The sequence below is a fragment of the Streptomyces sp. NPDC044033 genome (assembly GCF_056434425.1).
Genome location: NZ_JBWKFF010000004.1, coordinates 304,463 through 321,691, shown reverse-complemented (window position 1 = coordinate 321,691; position 17,229 = coordinate 304,463). Strand labels below are relative to the sequence as shown.

At 70.7% G+C, this 17,229-nt stretch carries 18 protein-coding genes and 1 pseudogene; 6 read left to right on the top strand and 13 right to left on the bottom strand.

What is annotated here, in order from left to right; genetic code table 11:
* Positions 1–125: 125 nt before the first annotated feature.
* Positions 126–995 carry an alpha/beta fold hydrolase gene (locus AC07AB_RS10950; RefSeq protein ID WP_478563445.1) on the bottom strand — a complete coding sequence of 290 codons (870 nt, stop codon included), beginning with the start codon at positions 993–995 and terminating at the stop codon, positions 126–128.
* Between the two features lie 671 nt (positions 996–1,666).
* Positions 1,667–2,359, bottom strand: coding sequence for an iron-dependent transcriptional repressor DtxR (locus tag AC07AB_RS10945; protein WP_363131608.1), 693 nt, complete (start codon positions 2,357–2,359; stop codon positions 1,667–1,669).
* Positions 2,360–2,592: 233 nt separating this feature from the next.
* On the opposite strand from AC07AB_RS10945, the gene AC07AB_RS10940 reads away from it, so the two are divergent.
* Positions 2,593–3,474, top strand: a complete 882-nt coding sequence (locus AC07AB_RS10940; protein WP_478563442.1) for an SIS domain-containing protein — start codon at positions 2,593–2,595, stop codon at positions 3,472–3,474.
* 33 nt (positions 3,475–3,507) lie between these two features.
* Here the strand turns inward: AC07AB_RS10940 and AC07AB_RS10935 are convergent, their stop codons facing one another.
* Positions 3,508–4,914: a PAS domain-containing protein gene (locus tag AC07AB_RS10935; protein WP_478563439.1), complete on the bottom strand. Its 1,407-nt coding sequence runs from the start codon at positions 4,912–4,914 to the stop codon at positions 3,508–3,510.
* Positions 4,915–5,546: 632 nt separating this feature from the next.
* Entirely contained in the window at positions 5,547–6,227 is a 681-nt protein-coding gene (pdxH, locus tag AC07AB_RS10930; protein WP_478563436.1) for a pyridoxamine 5'-phosphate oxidase, read from the bottom strand.
* A gap of 415 nt (positions 6,228–6,642) precedes the next feature.
* Between pdxH and AC07AB_RS10925 the strand changes: the two genes are divergently transcribed.
* Positions 6,643–7,743 carry a citrate synthase 2 gene (locus AC07AB_RS10925; protein WP_478563433.1) on the top strand — a complete coding sequence of 367 codons (1,101 nt, stop codon included), beginning with the start codon at positions 6,643–6,645 and terminating at the stop codon, positions 7,741–7,743.
* A gap of 88 nt (positions 7,744–7,831) precedes the next feature.
* Here the strand turns inward: AC07AB_RS10925 and AC07AB_RS10920 are convergent, their stop codons facing one another.
* Positions 7,832–9,796: a phosphocholine-specific phospholipase C gene (locus AC07AB_RS10920; protein ID WP_478563430.1), complete on the bottom strand. Its 1,965-nt coding sequence runs from the start codon at positions 9,794–9,796 to the stop codon at positions 7,832–7,834.
* Between the two features lie 165 nt (positions 9,797–9,961).
* The gene (locus AC07AB_RS10915) at positions 9,962–10,303 is read right to left on the bottom strand and encodes a hypothetical protein (RefSeq protein ID WP_478563427.1); all 342 of its coding nucleotides are present in this window, start codon (positions 10,301–10,303) and stop codon (positions 9,962–9,964) included.
* Positions 10,304–10,877: 574 nt separating this feature from the next.
* Here AC07AB_RS10915 and AC07AB_RS10910 point away from each other — a divergent pair.
* Both AC07AB_RS10910 and AC07AB_RS10905 read left to right on the top strand, forming a co-directional pair.
* A complete protein-coding gene (locus AC07AB_RS10910) occupies positions 10,878–11,315 on the top strand; it encodes a GNAT family N-acetyltransferase (protein WP_478563425.1) in 438 nt (145 codons plus the stop codon).
* Positions 11,316–11,330: 15 nt separating this feature from the next.
* Positions 11,331–11,573 (top strand): annotated as a pseudogene (locus tag AC07AB_RS10905) (Tn3 family transposase); the annotation flags it as partial.
* Positions 11,574–11,625: 52 nt separating this feature from the next.
* On the opposite strand, the gene AC07AB_RS10900 reads toward AC07AB_RS10905, so the two are convergent.
* Positions 11,626–12,384, bottom strand: coding sequence for an SDR family NAD(P)-dependent oxidoreductase (locus AC07AB_RS10900; protein ID WP_478563422.1), 759 nt, complete (start codon positions 12,382–12,384; stop codon positions 11,626–11,628).
* 146 nt (positions 12,385–12,530) lie between these two features.
* On the opposite strand from AC07AB_RS10900, the gene AC07AB_RS10895 reads away from it, so the two are divergent.
* Positions 12,531–13,166 carry a TetR/AcrR family transcriptional regulator gene (locus AC07AB_RS10895; RefSeq protein ID WP_478563419.1) on the top strand — a complete coding sequence of 212 codons (636 nt, stop codon included), beginning with the start codon at positions 12,531–12,533 and terminating at the stop codon, positions 13,164–13,166.
* A gap of 254 nt (positions 13,167–13,420) precedes the next feature.
* On the opposite strand, the gene AC07AB_RS10890 is transcribed toward AC07AB_RS10895, so the two are convergent.
* Positions 13,421–14,350, bottom strand: a complete 930-nt coding sequence (locus tag AC07AB_RS10890) for an alpha/beta hydrolase (RefSeq protein ID WP_478563416.1) — start codon at positions 14,348–14,350, stop codon at positions 13,421–13,423.
* Positions 14,351–14,411: 61 nt separating this feature from the next.
* Positions 14,412–14,687: a hypothetical protein gene (locus AC07AB_RS10885; RefSeq protein WP_478563413.1), complete on the bottom strand. Its 276-nt coding sequence runs from the start codon at positions 14,685–14,687 to the stop codon at positions 14,412–14,414.
* A gap of 241 nt (positions 14,688–14,928) precedes the next feature.
* Here AC07AB_RS10885 and AC07AB_RS10880 point away from each other — a divergent pair, with 241 nt between their 5' ends.
* Positions 14,929–15,807: a helix-turn-helix domain-containing protein gene (locus AC07AB_RS10880; protein ID WP_478563410.1), complete on the top strand. Its 879-nt coding sequence runs from the start codon at positions 14,929–14,931 to the stop codon at positions 15,805–15,807.
* A gap of 261 nt (positions 15,808–16,068) precedes the next feature.
* Here the strand turns inward: AC07AB_RS10880 and AC07AB_RS10875 are convergent, their stop codons facing one another.
* From AC07AB_RS10875 to AC07AB_RS10860, 4 genes are all read right to left on the bottom strand, one after another.
* Positions 16,069–16,272: a DUF397 domain-containing protein gene (locus tag AC07AB_RS10875; protein WP_478563407.1), complete on the bottom strand. Its 204-nt coding sequence runs from the start codon at positions 16,270–16,272 to the stop codon at positions 16,069–16,071.
* A gap of 167 nt (positions 16,273–16,439) precedes the next feature.
* Positions 16,440–16,643 (bottom strand): DUF397 domain-containing protein, encoded by a 204-nt coding sequence (locus AC07AB_RS10870; RefSeq protein WP_478563404.1) that lies wholly within the window; start codon positions 16,641–16,643, stop codon positions 16,440–16,442.
* Positions 16,644–16,809: 166 nt separating this feature from the next.
* Positions 16,810–17,013 (bottom strand): DUF397 domain-containing protein, encoded by a 204-nt coding sequence (locus AC07AB_RS10865; protein WP_478563401.1) that lies wholly within the window; start codon positions 17,011–17,013, stop codon positions 16,810–16,812.
* Positions 17,010–17,195, bottom strand: coding sequence for a Scr1 family TA system antitoxin-like transcriptional regulator (locus AC07AB_RS10860; protein WP_478563398.1), 186 nt, complete (start codon positions 17,193–17,195; stop codon positions 17,010–17,012). Before AC07AB_RS10860 ends, AC07AB_RS10865 begins: the two co-directional genes overlap by 4 nt.
* Positions 17,196–17,229 lie beyond the last annotated feature (34 nt).

Sequence of the window (17,229 nt, the reverse complement as noted above, 5' to 3'; positions counted from 1 at the left end):
TACCGACGCCAACGGCTGTTGGCCAACGACTGTTGACTTCCAGTGCACACCCGCCCGCGGAAGGGTGTCAACGCCCGTTGAATTCCTGCGGGGCGGCGCGGGCGCAGACGAGCCACGCCCGCGGATCAGGCCGGCGCGACGGCGGCAAGAAACGGATCGACCACGAGGCGCCAGCCTTCCGGGCGGTCGTAGTGGACGAGATGCCCGGCGTCCGGCACCTCCGCGTACTCGCCGCGGGGAAGGACGCGGACCATTTCCTGGGCCTCGGCCCGGCCCAGTTCGCCGTCGAGGCCGCGGACGACGAGGGCGGGGCACTCCACCAGCGCCAGGTCGTCCCAGTGCGCGTCATGGATCCACGGCGCCCGGGAGACCAGCATCTGACGGCGGGAGAAGATCGGCCGCCAGCCGTCCGCCCGCTCGGCCATCACCTCGGCGTAGAAGTCGCCGCGCGCCGGCTTGGGCCGCTCCAGCGTCGGATCGTCCTCGCCGAACCACTTCCGTACGTCCGCGAGCGTCGCGAACGGCACCGGCCAGGACTTGAACCACGCGGCCCACTCCTTCTGCGAGGCCGGGCCGAGCGCCGAGGCCCGCATGTCGCTGATGACCAGGGCCCGCACGAGATCGGGGCGGCGGGCCGCGAACTGCCAGGCGGTGAGGGCGCCCATCGAATGGCCGATGAGGACGACCGGCGCGAGCCCCAGCTGTTCGACGGCGGCTTCCACGTCGGAGACGTAGGCGTCACGGGTGTACGGGCCGTCCGACGGCTTCTCGCTACGGCCGTGGCCGCGCTGGTCGAGGGCCACGGCGCGGTACCGCGTGGAGAGCCAGCGCGCCGACTCCGCCCAGTGCGCGGCACGCCCCATCAGGCCGTGCAGTAACAGGACCGAGGAACGGCCGCCCTCCCCGTCCCGGCCGCCCGCCTTGGGCGGGTCGGCGAATTCCCAGGCGGCGAGGCGCACCCCACCCACCCCTGTCACGTCGATACGCCGCGCCATCAGTCCTGGCACCCCCATTCATCCCCCGGGCAGCTCCAACTGCGAACAGCCCCACACTATCGAACCTTTATTCGAATGCATTGTTGTGCCGTTCAACACCGCTCGTTCGAGTGACCGTGCGCCAGGGTTGGCCGCCACCGCCCAGGGGAGGCTTCGTCCGGGAGACGGACCACTCGGGGATGAGGGTCCGCGAGGGGAGACCTTGGGAGCTCGGGGCTCCAGGCCGCCTTGGGGGAGCATGGGGAGGCGGGGCCCCGGCAGCTTGAGGCGCCGGGGCCCTGGCTGTCAGAGCGCCGCCCACGTCAGCCCCCAGCTCAGGTCATTCGCGCACGGCACGTGCGCGCACCTGCTCAGCGACAGCGTGGCACGCATACGGCCCGGCCGTGCCGATTCCGCGAACTCCAGCTCGGATCAGGGGTATTGGCGCACGTCGGCGCTCGAAACCACAGCGAAAAGGCGCCCGACGGCGCGGCCGAGCGCCCCCGCGGCCACACCTCGGCGCCGACTGCGAAGACGCCTCAGCGAAGCCGCGTCATCGGAGCCACCTCAGCGAAGCGGCGTCATCGAAGCAGCGTCACCGAAGACACGTCACCGAAGTCGCGTCACCGAAGCCGCGTCGCCGAAGCCGCGTCAGCCAAGAGCCGCACCGACCGGATCAGCGCCGGGGCGCGTCAGCGCTTGGCCACGAAGACATGCGAGGCGATGTCCGCCTCCAGCTCCGCCGCCTCGCCGCTGCTGCCCACCAGCACCCCGCCGGCCGACTCCGTCACGCTCACCACCGCGCCCGGCTGCACTCCGGCGCGGCGCAGCGTGTACATCAGCTGCGCGTCCATCTGGATCGGCTCGCCGATCCGCCGCACCACCACGGTCTTGCCGCCGGCGCCCGGCTCCAGCTCCATCAGGCTGACCATGCCGTCGTTGAGGAACGGGTCGGCCTCGGCCTTCTCGCCCAGCTCCTCCAGGCCCGGGATCGGGTTTCCGTACGGCGACTCCGTGGGGTGGCGCAGCAGCTCCAGCACGCGCCGCTCCACCGCCTCGCTCATCACGTGCTCCCAGCGGCACGCCTCCGCGTGCACCTGCTCCCACTCCAGCCCGATCACGTCGACGAGCAGACACTCGGCGAGCCGGTGCTTGCGCATCACGCGCGTCGCCAGCCGCCGGCCCTCCTCGGTCAGCTCCAGGTGGCGGTCCCCGGCGACCGTGACCAGGCCGTCGCGCTCCATTCGCGCGACCGTCTGGCTGACCGTCGGGCCGCTCTGATCGAGCCGCTCCGCGATCCGGGCGCGCATCGGGACCACACCTTCCTCCTCCAGCTCAAGGATGGTGCGGAGATACATCTCCGTGGTGTCGATCAGTCCGGACATGTGTGTCCCTCGATCCGTCGTGCGGTGGCCCTGAACTCAATTCTGACGCATCCCACTGACAACGGTGCCGTCGCCGACCGCGCGCGACGGCGCCGGAGCCATTCGGGGCGTCGTAGCGGGATCACGGGCGTGCCCCCGCGCAGGATCGCGGGCTGTATTGACAGGGCACTGGTCCAGACCGCAACGTGATCCGCGCCACCAGAGTACGCACCGACGGAAAGGCTCCTGCTGCGATGAGTGCTGCCACGCGTGCTGCGACCAACGCGTCCGAGCCGACCGGACCGACCGGGGCCGGGGCGACCGGGGCCGGACCGACCGCGGCATCCGGGTCGACCGCGTCCGGATCGGCCGGGACCGAGCCGACCGGGTCCGAGCTCGCCGGGCAGTTCTTCGACGCCGCGATCGCGCTGCTGACGAAGGTACGCGACGAGGAGGCCGCCCGTATCGCCGCCGCCGGCGCCCTCCTCGCGGACACCGTCGCCGACGGCGGCCGCCTCTTCGTCTTCGGCGCCGGCCACTCCTCGCTCCCCGCCCAGGACGTCGTCTACCGGGCCGGCGGGCTCGCCCTCATGAACCTCCTCGCCGTACCGGGCACCGTCGGCGTCGACGTCATGCCGGCCACCCTCGGCAGCGCCCTGGAGCGCGTCGACGGCCTCGCCGGGGCCGTCCTCGACACCAGCCCCGCGCAGCCCGGGGACGTCCTGGTCGTCATCTCCCTCTCGGGCCGCAACTCCCTGCCCGTGGAGATGGCGCTCAACGCCCGCGCCCTCGGCCTGAAGGTCATCGGCGTGACCTCGTTCGCGTACGCCACCGAGACCAAGTCCCGGCACGTCTCCGGCACATACCTCAAGGACCACTGCGACATCGTCCTCGACACCAAGATCGCGCTCGGCGACGCCGAACTCACCGCCGAGGGCATCAGCGCCCCCTTCGCCCCCGCCTCCACCGTCGTCACCAGCGCCCTGATCCAGGCCGTCATGGCCGCGGCCGCGGGCGGCCTCGCCGCCCGCGGCATCGACCCGCCGATGCTGCGCTCCGGCAACATCGACGGCGGGCACGAGTGGAACGGCCGGATCATGACGGAGTACGGCGACCGGATCTTCTACCGCCACTAGACCCGGCCGCGGACCCGTCCCCGTACCGCCCGCTCACGCCCGTACCACCGCCGCCAGATCCACCGACGCGGCGACACGGGCCGCCACATCCTCCGCGTACGTGGCGTCCACGCGGTCGAAGGGGCGGCGGGAGGAGCCGCGCAGGAAGGTGGCGGCGCCCAGCGTGCGGCCCCTGCTGCGCAGCACGACGCTGAGGGCGTGCGCCGTGCCGTCCGGCCACTTGCGGGCCGCCGCCCACAGCGCGGCGGCGGCGTCGGAGTCGCCCGGCGAGCTGGAGCGCACCGAGCCGCAGCGCTCGACCGCCAGCAGCGCCGGGTGGCCTTCCGCGTAGCCGACCGGGATGTCGCAGGGCGCCTGCGGCGGACACGGGCCCGGCGCGCCCGCGGGCGTCAGCGCGGCCCGTACGAGCCGGACGGGCGGCTCCGCCAGCGCCACGGGCACCGTCAGCACGTCGATCAGCGCGTGGTCCGCGAACCCCGCGAGCGCGAAGTCGAGCTGAAGGGTCGCCGCCTCCATCGGGTCCTCGCACTCCGCGACCGCCCGCCCCGCCCGGTGCAGCTGACTTGCGCGGAACCGCAGCCGCGCGCCCTGCTGCTCGGCCAGGCGCTCCTCCGTCACGTCCAGGAACAGCCACGCCACCCCCAGCGGCACCGGCTCCTCGGCGAGCGGCGAGGCGAGCCGCAGGAAGCCGCTGCGCCAGCAGCGGCGCTCGGGCATCTGCCCCTCGCCGCCGCGCAGCGTCAACCACAGTTCGGCCGGCGCGAGTGGGGCGCCCTCGGCCAGTACGTGCTGGAGCGCGCCCTCCAGCTCCTCGACGCCCTGTTCCAGCAGCTCGCCCAGCGGGCGGCCGAGCAGCCCCGGGCCGGAGACGCCCAGGGCGGACGAGGCGTATTCGTTGACGACCGCCGGGCGCAGGTCGACGTCGACCAGGACCACGCCCCACGACGCGTCCTCGAACAGCGCCTCGCTGAGCGCTATCGACCGCTCCAGGTCGATCTGCGCGTGCACCTCGCTGAACGCGCAGTAGACCCCGGCCGGGCCGCCGTCCGCGCCCGGCACCGCGGAGGACTGGGTACGGACCAGCACCCGCCCGCCGTCCTTGGTCACCAGCGCGAACTCGTGCACATGGCGGCCCGGCGTCTTCATCGCGCTCAGCAGCCGCGCCTCCACCTCCTCGGCGTCCGCCGCCCGCACCGCCCACTCGGTGAGCCCCCGCCGCCCGACGGCCTCCTCCGCCGTCCAGCCGAGAATCCGCTCGGCCTCCCGGTTCCAGTGGGTGATGACGCCGTCGGCGTCGAAGGCGCAGAGCGCGGCGTCCATCCCGTCGAGCAGTGCGGCGAGCAGGCCGGAACCGTCACCCGCCCCGGAGCGCGGCGGACCGGACGGCGGTGTGTCGTGCGATGCGTCGTGTGATGCGTCTGAACGCTGCGAAGCAGTCATTGGGCGACCCCCCTGCTTGGGCGTACTGCACAAGAGGATATTGAACTCGAACGTGACGCGCGCCACACACGGTTCGGCGAAATCGTTGCCTCCGGCCGAAGCGGCCGCGAGGGGCGCGGCACGGTTCGAGAGGGGCGCGGAACGGGCCGCTGGGGGCTCGACGTGGGCCGGAGGGCGCTCGATGCGGACCGGAGGGGCGCGGCGCGGACCGTACGCGCCCGGGGTCCGCGCGGGCGGCTCGCGCAGCGGTCCACACGGCGCCCCGCACAGCGGCTCGGAAAATCGGTTGAGCGCCGCCGCGGCCGACTCCTAGAGTGCCGCTAACGCCGAAAGGAGGTGATCGGGAAGTGATTTCATCCCGGACAAGCGAGGTGGCTGCGGGCTGACAGCCCGTCGTCGCACTCTGTGCGGGGCCGGCTGGTAGTCGGCTCAATCCCAAGCAGTCACCCGACCCGCGGGCCGCCGGTTTGTCCGGCCGGCTCCCTCTCCGGAGGGACCGAGGCCCGCGGGTCGCCTGCGTTCTCCCGGCCTCCGCGGCCGTACGGGCAAGGGCGCCCGTACGCACTCACGGCTCCGGACGCCCGTACGCGCTCATGAGCGCGGATGCCCGTACGCGCTCGACCCGTACGCGCTCATGGCCACAGGCGCTCCACCCGCCACTCCTCGCCCTCCTCTGCCCGGACGTAGCGCAGCCGGTCGTGCAGGCGGTTCTCGCGGCCCTGCCAGAACTCCACCGCCTCCGCGCGCACCCGGAAGCCGCCCCAGCCCGGCGGTACCGGCACCTGCTCGCCCTCGGGGTAGCGTTCGGCCAACTCCGCGTAGGAAGCGTCGAGTTCGGAGCGTTCCGCGACGACCGCGGACTGGTCGCTGGCCCAGGCGCCGAGCTGGGAGCCGTACGGGCGGGTGCGGAAGTAGGCGGCCGTCTCGTCGCGGCCGACGCGGTCGGCGGTGCCGGTGACGATGATCTGGCGGGCGATGGAGTGCCAGGGGAAGAGCAGCGAGACGTGGGGGTTCTCGGCGAGTTCGCGGGCCTTGCGGGACGTGTAGTTGGTGTAGAAGACGAAGCCGCGCTCGTCGTACCCCTTGAGCAGGACCGTACGGGAGCTGGGCCGGCCGGCGGCGTCGGCGGTGGAGGCGACCATGGCGTTGGGCTCGTACAGCCCGCCGGCCGCGGCCTGCGCGAACCAGCGCCGGAACTGCTCGTACGGATCGGCGGCCAGGTCGGCCTCCGCGAGGCCCTGGGAGCGGTACTGCACGCGCATCGCGGCCGGGTCGAGTTCGTCAGCTTCTGACACGGGCTCATCTTGCAGCATCCATGACACCAGCGGTCCCGAAAGACCCAAAAGCCCCGGAAGTCCCGACCGGCGCGGATCAGCCTGCCCGTCCGTGCCGCCGCGTAACCCTCACCCGACCCAATCGCCAGGTGTGCCGCACATCACCCTTCCCCGTGCGCCGCGGAGCCGCCAAAATCGCAGCCCGGAGCCGCGCGCCGGGCGTCCGCCGCCGGTTGCCGCGTCCGGCCCGAACCAGTCCCCGCCCACTTGGGTGACCACCCGCCGCGCGGGGCATGACCGGGAAGAGCACCACGGGCCGCGAGCCGCGCCACGCAGCCGCGGACCCGTTTCGACACCAGCACACCGATCGCCGCACGGTGACGCCACATCTTCACCAAGATTCTGACATTTTGGTCAAAAACCGCCTGTTGATCAGATCACGAGGAGCCGCCTGATGTCCGACTTCGTACCCGGACTAGAGGGAGTCGTCGCGTTCGAAACGGAGATCGCCGAGCCCGACAAGGAAGGCGGCTCCCTCCGCTACCGAGGCGTCGACATCGAAGACCTGGTGGGCCATGTGTCCTTCGGGAACGTGTGGGGCCTGCTGGTGGACGGCGCCTTCGACCCCGGTCTGCCGCCCGCCGAGCCGTTCCCCATCCCGGTGCACTCCGGTGACATCCGGGTCGACGTGCAGTCCGCGCTCGCCATGCTCGCGCCCGTCTGGGGCCTGCGCCCGCTGCTGGACATCGACGAGGCCACCGCCCGCGACGACCTCGCGCGCGCCGCCGTGATGGCGCTGTCCTACGTGGCCCAGTCGGCGCGCGGCCAGGGGCTGCCGATGGTGCCCCAGAAGGAGATCGACACGGCGCGGACCGTCGTCGAGCGCTTCATGAAGCGGTGGCGCGGGGAGCCCGACCCCCGGCACGTCAAGGCCGTCGACGCGTACTGGACGTCCGCCGCCGAACACGGCATGAACGCCTCGACGTTCACCGCCCGCGTCATCGCCTCCACCGGCTCCGACGTCGCCGCCGCGCTCTCCGGTGCGGTCGGCGCCATGTCCGGGCCGCTGCACGGCGGCGCGCCGTCCCGCGTCCTCGGCATGATCGAGGAGATCGAGCGGACCGGCGACGCGACCGCGTACGTCAAGCGGGCCCTGGACCGCGGCGATCGGCTCATGGGCTTCGGCCACCGCGTCTACCGCGCCGAGGACCCCCGGGCGCGCGTGCTGCGCCGGACGGCCAAGGAGCTGGCCGCGCCGCGCTTCGAGGTCGCGCAGGCGCTGGAGAAGGCCGCGCTGGAGGAGCTGCACAACCGCCGCCCGGACCGGGTGCTGGCGACGAACGTGGAGTTCTGGGCGGCGATCGTGCTGGACTTCGCGGAGGTCCCGGCGCACATGTTCACCTCGATGTTCACGTGCGCCCGCACCGCCGGGTGGAGCGCGCACATCCTGGAGCAGAAGCGCACGGGGCGGCTGGTGCGGCCGTCGGCGCGCTACACCGGCCCCGCGGCGCGCGACCCGCGTGACATCGGCGGGTACGGCGACATCGTGAACTGACCCGAAGGCCGTGGACTGACCCGAAGGGGGCCGCCGGGCACAGCCCAGCGGCCCCCACCGTCGGTTCAATAGCCCTCAGCTCTCCCGCTCAGTGGTGGTACACCGTGCCGGCCCAGCGCCGTACGAATCCGTCCGCGCCGGTGACCGTCACGTCATAGCGCCCGCCGTCCGTCGGCCAGTCCACGTGGGTGGGGCGGCCCGCCCGTACGGCGACGGTGCGGCGCTTGCCGCCGGAGCCGCCGGGCTCCAGCGCGAATTCGGCCTCGCCGCCGTGCGTGTGCCCGAGCGTCAGCCGGACGGTCCGCCGGTCCGCCTTCGCGGTCGCCCGCGCCGTGTCGAGGGCCGCGCCCTTGAAGCGCCGTACGAACCCGTCGGCGCCGTACACCGTGAAGTCGTACGCGCCGTCCGTCTTGGCCGTGTCCCACTCGTAGACCGCCTCCGCGCCCGGCGCGACCGTGAACGGGGTGCCGGCGAAGGGCAGGTGGGCGTTGGGGAAGACGGTGTAGTGGAAGGCGGCCTCACCCTGGTTGACCATGGTGCAGGTGACCTTGCCGGTGCTGGAGTCCACGGTGGTCTTCGCGTCCGGCCGGTAGGGCAGCGGGCGGTGCGGACGGGTGCCCGGCTCCTGTACGGGCGTGGTCTGCTGACCGTTCGCGGGGAGCTTGACCGGCGGCAGCTTCTTGTTCTGGTCGGCCTTGCGGATGAGTTCCTTGGTGTCGGGGAGGCGCGGGACGGAGTAGTCGGGTGCGGAGAAGTCGAAACAGCTGGTGAGGTCGCCGCAGACTTCCCGCCGCCAGTCGGAGATGTTCGGCTCGCGCACACCGGTGACGCGCTCCATCAGCCGCAGCACCGAGGTGTGGTCGAAGACCTGCGAGTTGGTCCAGCCGCCGCGCGACCAGGGGGAGACGACCCACAGCGGCACCCGGTTGCCTAGCCCGATCGGCTGGCCGAGGGCGAACTCGCCGGCGGTGCCGGCGGGCGGGGTGGGCGGCACGACGTGGTCGAAGTAGCCGTCGTTCTCGTCGTACATGACCAGGAAGGCGGTGTGCTTCCAGACGTCGGGGTTGGCGACGAGCGACTGGAGGGCGGTGTTGACGTAGTCCGCGCCGTAGTCGGGGCTGGCGGAGGGGTGTTCGCAGAAGAGGAAGGGGGACACGAGCCAGGAGACGGTCGGCAGGGTGCCGTCCTTGCAGTGCTGGTCGAAGGCGGACAGATCGAACTTCGTCATGGCGTTGACGTAGCGCGGGTCGTCCTTCGCGAAGCCGTGGAACTGCTTGAAGTACGAGAGCCCGTTGCAGTCGTAGTCGCCGTACCGATCGTCCATGCCCGGGTTGTGGTAGACACGCCAGCTCACCCCGGCCTCCTGGAGGCGCTCGGCGTACGTGGTCCAGTCGGCGACGGGGTTCTCGGTGACGACGCTGTTGTCGGTGAACGGCCCGGTGGTGCCGTCGGTGCCGGGGCCCGCGGTGCCGCTCCACAGGTAGAGGCGGTTGGGGTCGGTGGGCCCGGCCAGGGAGGCGAAGTAGTGGTCGGCGACGGTGAAGGCGTCGGCGAGCGCGTACTGGTAGGGGATGTCCTCGCGGGTGAAGTAGCCCATGCAGCGCTCGCCCTTGGCGGATATCCACTGGTTCATGGCGCCGTGGTTGATGGCGTCGTGGCTGGATTCCCACTCGTGCGGGAGCCCGTTGGCGTTCTGTGCGTTGTAGCGGGTGGTGTCCATCCGGTACGGGAGCAGGTAACCGCCGTCCTTACGAGCGGAGTCCGGCTGGCGCAGCACGGTGGAGCCGTCGGGGAAGACGAGCCCTTGGCGGTCGTCGAAGCCGCGTACGCCGCGCAGGGAGCCGAAGTAGTGGTCGAAGCTGCGGTTCTCCTGCATGAGCACGACGATGTGCTTGATCTCGTCGATCCCGTCGATCCCGTCGTGCGTGCGCGCCGAGGCGGCGGGGCTCTCCTCCGTACTCGCCGCCTCGGCCGTACCGGCCGCTCCGATCAGACCGGCGGTCGCGGCCGCGGTGGACGTACCGACAAATGCGCGGCGCGTGAGTGAGGTCACGGGGCATCTCCTCAAATTCGGGGGCCCCAGCACGCTAGCCGTGTGGCGGGCGCAACGGAATTGACGCGGGGTGACTTTGGGGCGGCTGTGGGGGAAATGGGCGGCGGGGGTGGTGGATGCGGTGGATGGGCTGGGGCGGCGGGGTGGTGGGGCGGTGGGCCTGGATCAACCCGGCGACGTTGCCACGGCCAGTACGAGCAGCAGCCCGGTTCCGAAGAGGATCTGAAGCCACCCGCCGACGTAGAAGCTCCGACGGAGCAGCGGCCAGGCCGACAGCCAGCAGAGCCCGACCAGAACGCACAGGGTGACGATCGGGACCGTCCAGTCGATGCCCTTGTTCCGGTCCGGCTCGAAGATGTTGTAGCCGGTGCTCCCTACGGCCAGGCCGAGGGCAAAGTACCCGAAGATCACATCCACGACGAACAGCCCGAAGGCGACCACGAAGTCGGCACACCCGGAGTACTGCTGCTCCGCCCGTTCAGCGGGAGGGATCTTGCCGGTGTTCACACGCGCAGCATTCCGTACGGGCGGCGCGGGGACCTGAGTACGGGTACTCAGGGGGCGGTTCGCGGGGCTGGACCCAGGCGGCGGGGGCGACGGCTACACCTGGACGCTCTGGTCTGGATCACTACGGGCGGGCCGGCGCCGGCGGCTCAGTCAATGCTGTCGCCCCCTCGGCGGCCCCGGGCCGGGGTGAGCCAGGGGCGGCGAAGGTCCGCGGCCATCGGTCGGGCGGTCTACCTCCAGCTCCAGACGGACGGATCAACGCACGCCCGATGGCCGGGAGTTCGCGAATGGGTCGGTTTCACGAATCGACTTCTGTCGAATTCGTCAGGTATCACTGATTGACCTCGATGAGGTGATCGAGCGCGGACCTGTCGGCATTGAGGTCGTCCACGGCGGACGCTCTTCGACGCCGGAGCGAACACCGACGGCCTGTCGACCAACCCCGGCCGCCCCGGCGTGCGCCCGGGCACGTTCGAGGCTGTCGCCCTCAGCCATGGTCGCTTCGACCGCGTGACCGGCCGGCCCGTCCCGCTTGAGCGGCTGTGCGCCGTCGGCCGACGGCTAGGCTCCCGGCATGGAGATCCGAGTAGAGATCGCACAGGAGGCGAGTCAGGAACTCGTCGACGCTTTCGGCAGGTTGCTTCCGCAGCTGTCTTCGACCGCGAAGCCCCTCGGCCACGAAGCGATCGACCGGATGGTGACTTCCGACGCCAACACACTGCTCGTCGCGCGCACGCCCGCTGCGATCGTCGGCACTCTGACGCTGGTGCTGACGCCTCTGCCGTCCGGCCTGCGGGCCCGCGTCGAAGACGTGGTCGTCGACGGTGCGGCGCGAGGCCAGGGAGTCGCCGGCCTCCTCACGCAGGAGGCCCTGCGGATCGCCCGGGAGGCGGGCGCCCGGACGGTTGACCTCACCTCCCGGCCGGATCGTGCGGCGGCGAACCGGCTGTACGAGCGTCTCGGTTTCCAGGCCCGGCAGTCCACGGTCTACCGCTTCCCGCTCGACGGGTAGACGGAGGCAGGCGGGACGACGAAGTACATCGACGCCGCCGTCGCCCGGCTCCAGGCCGAGGGTCACGAGATCCAGGACGAGGACATCGCCCGGCTCTCCCCGCTCAAGCACCGCGACCTGAGCCTGCTCGGCCGCTACAGCTTCACCGCCATCCTTCCGACGGCCGTCGGTGCCCTGCGCCCGCTTCGGGACCCTGATGCGCCGGAGCTGGACGAGGATGGGGACGAGGATGAGGACGAGTCGGTCGGCTCGCAGTGATTCGGGGCCGCACTGCCTGCTTCTCTACCGGCCTACCGGCCGTCGCCCGGCGTCACAGGAGGGCGCCGCCGGAGACCTCGATGCGCTGGGCGGTGACCCAGCGCAGTCCCTCGGAGGCCAGCGTAGCGATGGCGTCGCCGATCTCCTCAGGTTCGCCGACGCGGCCGAGCGCGGTCTGTCCGGCCAGAACCTGGCGCATTCCGGCGTCGTCCCGCATCGCTCCGCCGTTGAAGTCGGTGGCGGTCGGCCCCGGGGCGATGGAGTTGACCCGGATGCCGCGAGGTCCGAGTTCCGCGGCGAGGGTGCGGCTCAGAGCTTCGACGGCGGCCTTCGAGGCGGAGTAGGCCGAGGTGGCGGGGCTGGTGTGGCGGGTCAGTGACGTCGAGACGTTGATGACCTGGCCGCCCTGGGCCAGCAGCGGCACGAGCGACTGGATGAGGAAGAACGTGCCCCGGACGTTGGTGCCCATCACCGTGTCGAAGTCGTCGATCGTGACAGCCTCCAGCGGCCCGAAGACTCCCACTCCCGCGTTGTTGACCAGGATGTCGAGCCGCGAAGCACTCCAGCGCTCCAGCTGCGCGCCCAGTTCGGAGGTGAAGGACGCGAAGGAGGAGACGTCGCTGATGTCGAGCCGGAGAACAGCGGCAGTCCCACCCACGGCCCGCACCTGTTCCGCCGTCTGCTCAGCCCCGGCCGCATCGCCGCGGTGGGTGACCACGACCCGCACCCCGCGTGTGGCCAGCGCGATGGCCGCGCTGCGCCCGAGGCCGCGATTCGCACCGGTCACCAAAGCGATCTTGTCGATTGTCATGAACTTCCTCCACCGTGCGACAACCAGGATGCGCCCAGGCGCCACAGATCAGAGGCGAGTCACTCGACTCGCCTTACTGGTGCACCGTAAGCGGGCCCCCGAGGCGAGTCAAGTGACTCGCCTCGGGGCTACGGCATACTCTCCGCATGGCAGCAGAACTCACCGCGCATCACCGCAGGCTCGCCCAGCAGAAGCGCGAGGCGATCACCTCCGCGGCCACAGAACTGTTCTTGGACCGTGGCTACGACGGCACCTCCCTCGCACGGATCGCCGAAGCGGCCGGGGTATCGAAGTCCACCCTGTTCAAGCAGTTCCCCACCAAGGCGGCCCTCTTCGAGGCCATCGTCACCGAGTCCTGGCAGCGCGACGCCGGCGATACCGCCGCGCGGCCACAGGCGGGAGATCTGCGCTCCGGGCTGACAGCCATCGGCCACCGCTACGCCGACCTGATCGGCCAGCCCCGCATGGCGGGCCTGTTCCGGATCGTCATCGCCGAACTGCCTCGCTTCCCCGAGCTGGGACGGATGCAGTTCCAGCTCGGCAAACTGCCCTACTTCGCCTCCGTCCAGCACTACTTGGAATCCGAGCATGAGGCGGGCAACGCTGAGGTGCCCGACGCCGAGAGCGCCGCGAACCAGTTCCTCGGCATGATCGCTAACTACGTCCTGTGGCCCCGCATGCTGCTGACCGGCTGGAACCCCGCAGCCTCCGACATCCACAACGCCGTCGAAGAGGCCGTCCAGACCATGCTCGCCAGATACACCCCCGCCCCGCCGGCCTGACCCGAAGCCGGAACTTCGACACTGACGCGCAATGCCGAAGACGGCGACGCCTTCACCCGCGATACCTGTCGGCTGCTCTGCCAGCGGTCCGCGCCGAGCTCGCCGGTGGCCGGGCCGCTCCGCTCGACCGGCCACGTGCCCTGGTCGCTGGTAGCTGAGCGCTACGGCGCGCGGCCGGGCAGGTGGGGGGGCGGCCGCCCTGGCGACCGTCCCTCGGTGAACGACGGCCGCCGGTCGGCCGCCGCGGCGTCGGCCTACAGGTTTTCCGCGAAGAAGGACTCAAGCTTCTCCAGCGCCTGGGCGGTGTACTCCGGCTGGTCGTACAGGTCGTAGTGGCTCGCGCCCTTGACAATGAAGATGTCCTTCTTGTCCGACCGGGCCCGGTCGAAGAGTTCCCAGCCGTCCCGGTACGAGCCGAAGGCACCCGGCACGTCCCCCACGATGATCTGCAAGGGCTGCGTCAGCAGCACCTCCGCCAGGTGGAAGGCGTCGAAGCCCATCGCCGCCTCCAGTCCGGAGAAGCGCAGCTTGTTCGGTGAGTTCGGGTTCTGCCCCCGGGGCGTGCGGTAGTACTCGACGGCGTTGACGATGTCGATGTCCGAGACGCCGGCCTGCTCCCGCTCCTCGGGGGAGTTGGGGATGTAGGTGGCGATCAGCGGCTCCGCACCGCGTGCTTCGGCCGTACGCTGCTTGCCGATCGCTTCGAGGGCGTCGATCGCCGCGTCGGGGGTGAGGTCACCCTCGCGCGTGAGCCGCCCGTAGTTCGCGGCCACCACGGTGCCCAGCGCCCTGACGCGGTGGTCCGTCATCGTCGCCTTCGCGGCATAGCCGCCACCGCCGCAGACGCCCACGACGCCGATCCGGTCCTCGTCCACGTAGTCGAGGGTGACCAGGTGGTCCACCGCGCAGCGGAAGTCCTCCACACGCGTGTCCGGGTCCTCCAGGTAGCGGGGCTCACCGCCGCTCTCCCCCTGGTGCGAGGCGTCGAACGCGAGGGTCACGTAACCCAGCTCGGTCAGCCGCTCGGCGTAGACATCGCCCGACGTCTGCTCCTTGCAGCTGCTGATCGGGTGGGCGCAGATGATGGCGGGGTACTTCCTCGCCGGGTCGAAGCCGTCCGGGAGGCGGAGGTCGGCCGCCACATCCCAGGTCCGGTTCTTGAAACGCACGGATTCCTTCTGCATGGTTCTGCTCTCTTCCTTGGTTGCGATCGGCTGTGGGACGGCGCCGGAGTATCCGGGCGCGTCAGGCGGCCAGGTGCCTGCCGAAGAAGCCGGTGAGCTGGGTGACCGCGAGGGGCGTGACGTGCGCGTCCCGCCCGTACCGGGATATGCGGGTGGCGAGCCCCTCACGGGCCGGCCGTTCGGCGCAGACGCTCGGGGCCTGCTCCTTCACGCCGCCGCCCGGGTGGGAGACGACGGCCGGCAGCGGGGTCCCGGTGTGCCCGTCGGGCCCGTCGGGGGTGAACGGCATTCCGGCCGGCTTCAGACCGGCGCGGGGGAAGGTGACGGTGGCCTTCATGCGCTTGCCCTCTCCTCGGTTCACGAGTGCGAAGCGGTTCACGAGTGCGAAGCCCGAAGTGGCACGGAATCCGGAACCGCCCCGGAAACGGGCTCTGCCGGCGCGGCCTCAATGGCCACGAAAGCAACGCTGCCAGGTACCGCTCGCCCGCGAAATGGGCGGCTTCTGTCCCGGGACAGCCCTGTCCTGGGACAGAACCGGCCCCCGCACAGTCCCAGCATTCACTGCCAGACTTGTCCGCATGAGCACCAACGCGCACCGCAATGAGCTGGGCGCTTTCCTCAAGGCCCGCCGCGAGGAACTCAGCCCCGCCATGGTCGGACTGCCGCAGACCGCCGGGCGGCGGCGGGTCGCGGGCCTGCGCCGGGAGGAGGCGGCCCTGCTCGCCTCCATCAGCAGCGACTACTACACCCGTCTGGAGCAGGGCCGCAGGCAAGCCTCGCAGACCGTGCTGGAGACCCTCGCCGAGGTTTTCCGCCTCGACGACGACGAACGCGCCTATATGTTCGACCTGGCGGGCAAGGACGCGGCCCGGCCGCGGCGACGGCCCGCGCAGAAGGTCCAGCCCCAGTTGCGGCGACTGCTCGACGACCTCACCACCACCCCTGCGGTGGTCCTGGGCCGGCGCATGGACGTTCTCGCGTGGAACCCGATGGCCGCCGCACTGATCACCGACTTCGGCCGGGTCCCGGAGAGGCAGCGGAACCTGGTGCGGCTGGTGTTCGTCGACCCGGCCGTCAGGGCGCTGTACCCGGACTGGGAGGGTGTCGCCCACACCGGTGTGGCCCAGCTGCGCATGGAGGCCGCCCGCGACCCGCACGACCCGAGGCTGGCCGCTCTCGTGGGGGAGCTGTCCGTCCAGGACCCGGACTTCCGGCGCTGGTGGGGCGCCCACCACGTCGCCGTCCGCGGCATGGGCACCAAGGTGTTCCGCCACCCCATCGCGGGCGACCTCACCCTGGACTGGGACACCCTCGTCTGCGCCACCGACCCCGACCAGCAACTCGTCACCTGGACCGCCGAGCCTGGCACCCCCGCCCACGACGGACTCCGGATACTCGCCTCCTGGTCCGCCGACGCCGATCGGCCCTCAACACCACCGACGACGGACACCCACTAGCAACCCTCGCGTCCGCACCGCTGACGTCGGCGCCTTCTTCTGCCGACGACGACCACGGCAACGGCTCCGCAGACTGCTCCGACGATCCCGCAGGCGAGCATGAGCGTGAGGTCCATCGTCAGCCTTCCACTGGACTATGGCCTTGCAGGCTGCGCAGGTGACGAGGGCGTCAGGGCCGGTCCGGATGCTCCCCATGACTGGGGAACTCGCAACGAACCCCCACCAGGTCAGTTTCGGCGGGGACTCGTTGTGTCGCCGATCTCAGATGTCTGTACTCCTGACGAACGCGACGAAGTCGCTCCACGCCGCAGGGCTCAAGGCCAGCACCGGACCGTACGGATCCTTGCTGTCACGAACAGGAACCACGCCGCGCGTCACCACGCTTGACGGCGACCACTCGACGCAGTTGCCACCTTCGGGGCTGCTGTACGAGGACTTGACCCAACCAGCTGACTCGGCTGCCACAAGTTGCCCTTTCGTAACTGGTCAATCATGACCATGACCGCCACTTGGGGCAGCACCACGGCCTGCAACTGATGGTAGGCCGCCAACAACCGTCCACGAAGCCCGTGGAACTCGCAACGAGCCCCCACCGGAACAGAATTCAGCGAGGGCTCATTGTGTCGCCAATCTCAGATGTCCGTACTCCTGACGAACGCGACGAAGTCGCTCCACGCCACAGGGCTCAAGGCCAGCACCGGACCGAGCGGATCCTTGCTGTCACGAACAGGAACCACGCCACCCGTCACCACACTGGACGGCGACCACTCGACACAATTGCCGCCATCGGGGCTGCTGTACGAGGACTTGACCCAACCAGCTGACTCGGCTGCCACAAGTTGCCCTTTCGTAACTGGTCAATCATGACCATGACCGCCGCTTGGGGCAGCACCACGGCCTGCAACTGATGGTAGGCCGGCAACGAGCGTCCACGAAGACCGTGGAACTCGCAACGAGCCGCCACCGGACTACAATTCGGCGGGGCTCGTTGTGTCGCCGATCTCAGATGTCCATGGTCCTGGCGAACGCGACAAAGCCGCTCCATGCCGCAGTGCTGATCTCCAGCACCGGGCCGGTCGGATTCTCGCTGTCACGGACGGGGACGACGCCATGGGTCGACACGGCGGCCGGCGACCACTCAAGACAGTTGCCGCCATCGGGGCCGCTGTAGGTCGACTTGATCCACGTAGCGGGGTTGGTAGTCACAGGCTCTCCATCTGCTCTCGCAGTAGGGCAGCACTATCGCCGGGTGACAGCGCGTTCCCGGTCAGATCATCGTAAGCACTCATCGCGGCTTGGACGCTCTCCGGCTCTTCGATGACGCTTGCCGTGCGATAAGCCTCCACGCATACCAGCGTCACATGCTTGGGGGTGGTCAGGAAGCTCACGGACCAGTTGACGAGTAAGTGGGACGGGACGTCC

Excerpts from the sequence above, each read along its gene's own strand:
- AC07AB_RS10950 (WP_478563445.1), bottom strand. The coding sequence starts at position 995 with ATGGCGCGGCGTATCGACGTGACAGGGGTGGGTGGGGTGCGCCTCGCC.
- AC07AB_RS10945 (WP_363131608.1), bottom strand. The coding sequence starts at position 2,359 with ATGTCCGGACTGATCGACACCACGGAGATGTATCTCCGCACCATCCTT.
- AC07AB_RS10940 (WP_478563442.1), top strand. The coding sequence starts at position 2,593 with ATGAGTGCTGCCACGCGTGCTGCGACCAACGCGTCCGAGCCGACCGGA.
- AC07AB_RS10935 (WP_478563439.1), bottom strand. The coding sequence starts at position 4,914 with ATGACTGCTTCGCAGCGTTCAGACGCATCACACGACGCATCGCACGAC.
- pdxH (WP_478563436.1), bottom strand. The coding sequence starts at position 6,227 with ATGCTGCAAGATGAGCCCGTGTCAGAAGCTGACGAACTCGACCCGGCC.
- AC07AB_RS10925 (WP_478563433.1), top strand. The coding sequence starts at position 6,643 with ATGTCCGACTTCGTACCCGGACTAGAGGGAGTCGTCGCGTTCGAAACG.
- AC07AB_RS10910 (WP_478563425.1), top strand. The coding sequence starts at position 10,878 with ATGGAGATCCGAGTAGAGATCGCACAGGAGGCGAGTCAGGAACTCGTC.
- AC07AB_RS10900 (WP_478563422.1), bottom strand. The coding sequence starts at position 12,384 with ATGACAATCGACAAGATCGCTTTGGTGACCGGTGCGAATCGCGGCCTC.
- AC07AB_RS10895 (WP_478563419.1), top strand. The coding sequence starts at position 12,531 with ATGGCAGCAGAACTCACCGCGCATCACCGCAGGCTCGCCCAGCAGAAG.
- AC07AB_RS10890 (WP_478563416.1), bottom strand. The coding sequence starts at position 14,350 with ATGCAGAAGGAATCCGTGCGTTTCAAGAACCGGACCTGGGATGTGGCG.
- AC07AB_RS10885 (WP_478563413.1), bottom strand. The coding sequence starts at position 14,687 with ATGAAGGCCACCGTCACCTTCCCCCGCGCCGGTCTGAAGCCGGCCGGA.
- AC07AB_RS10880 (WP_478563410.1), top strand. The coding sequence starts at position 14,929 with ATGAGCACCAACGCGCACCGCAATGAGCTGGGCGCTTTCCTCAAGGCC.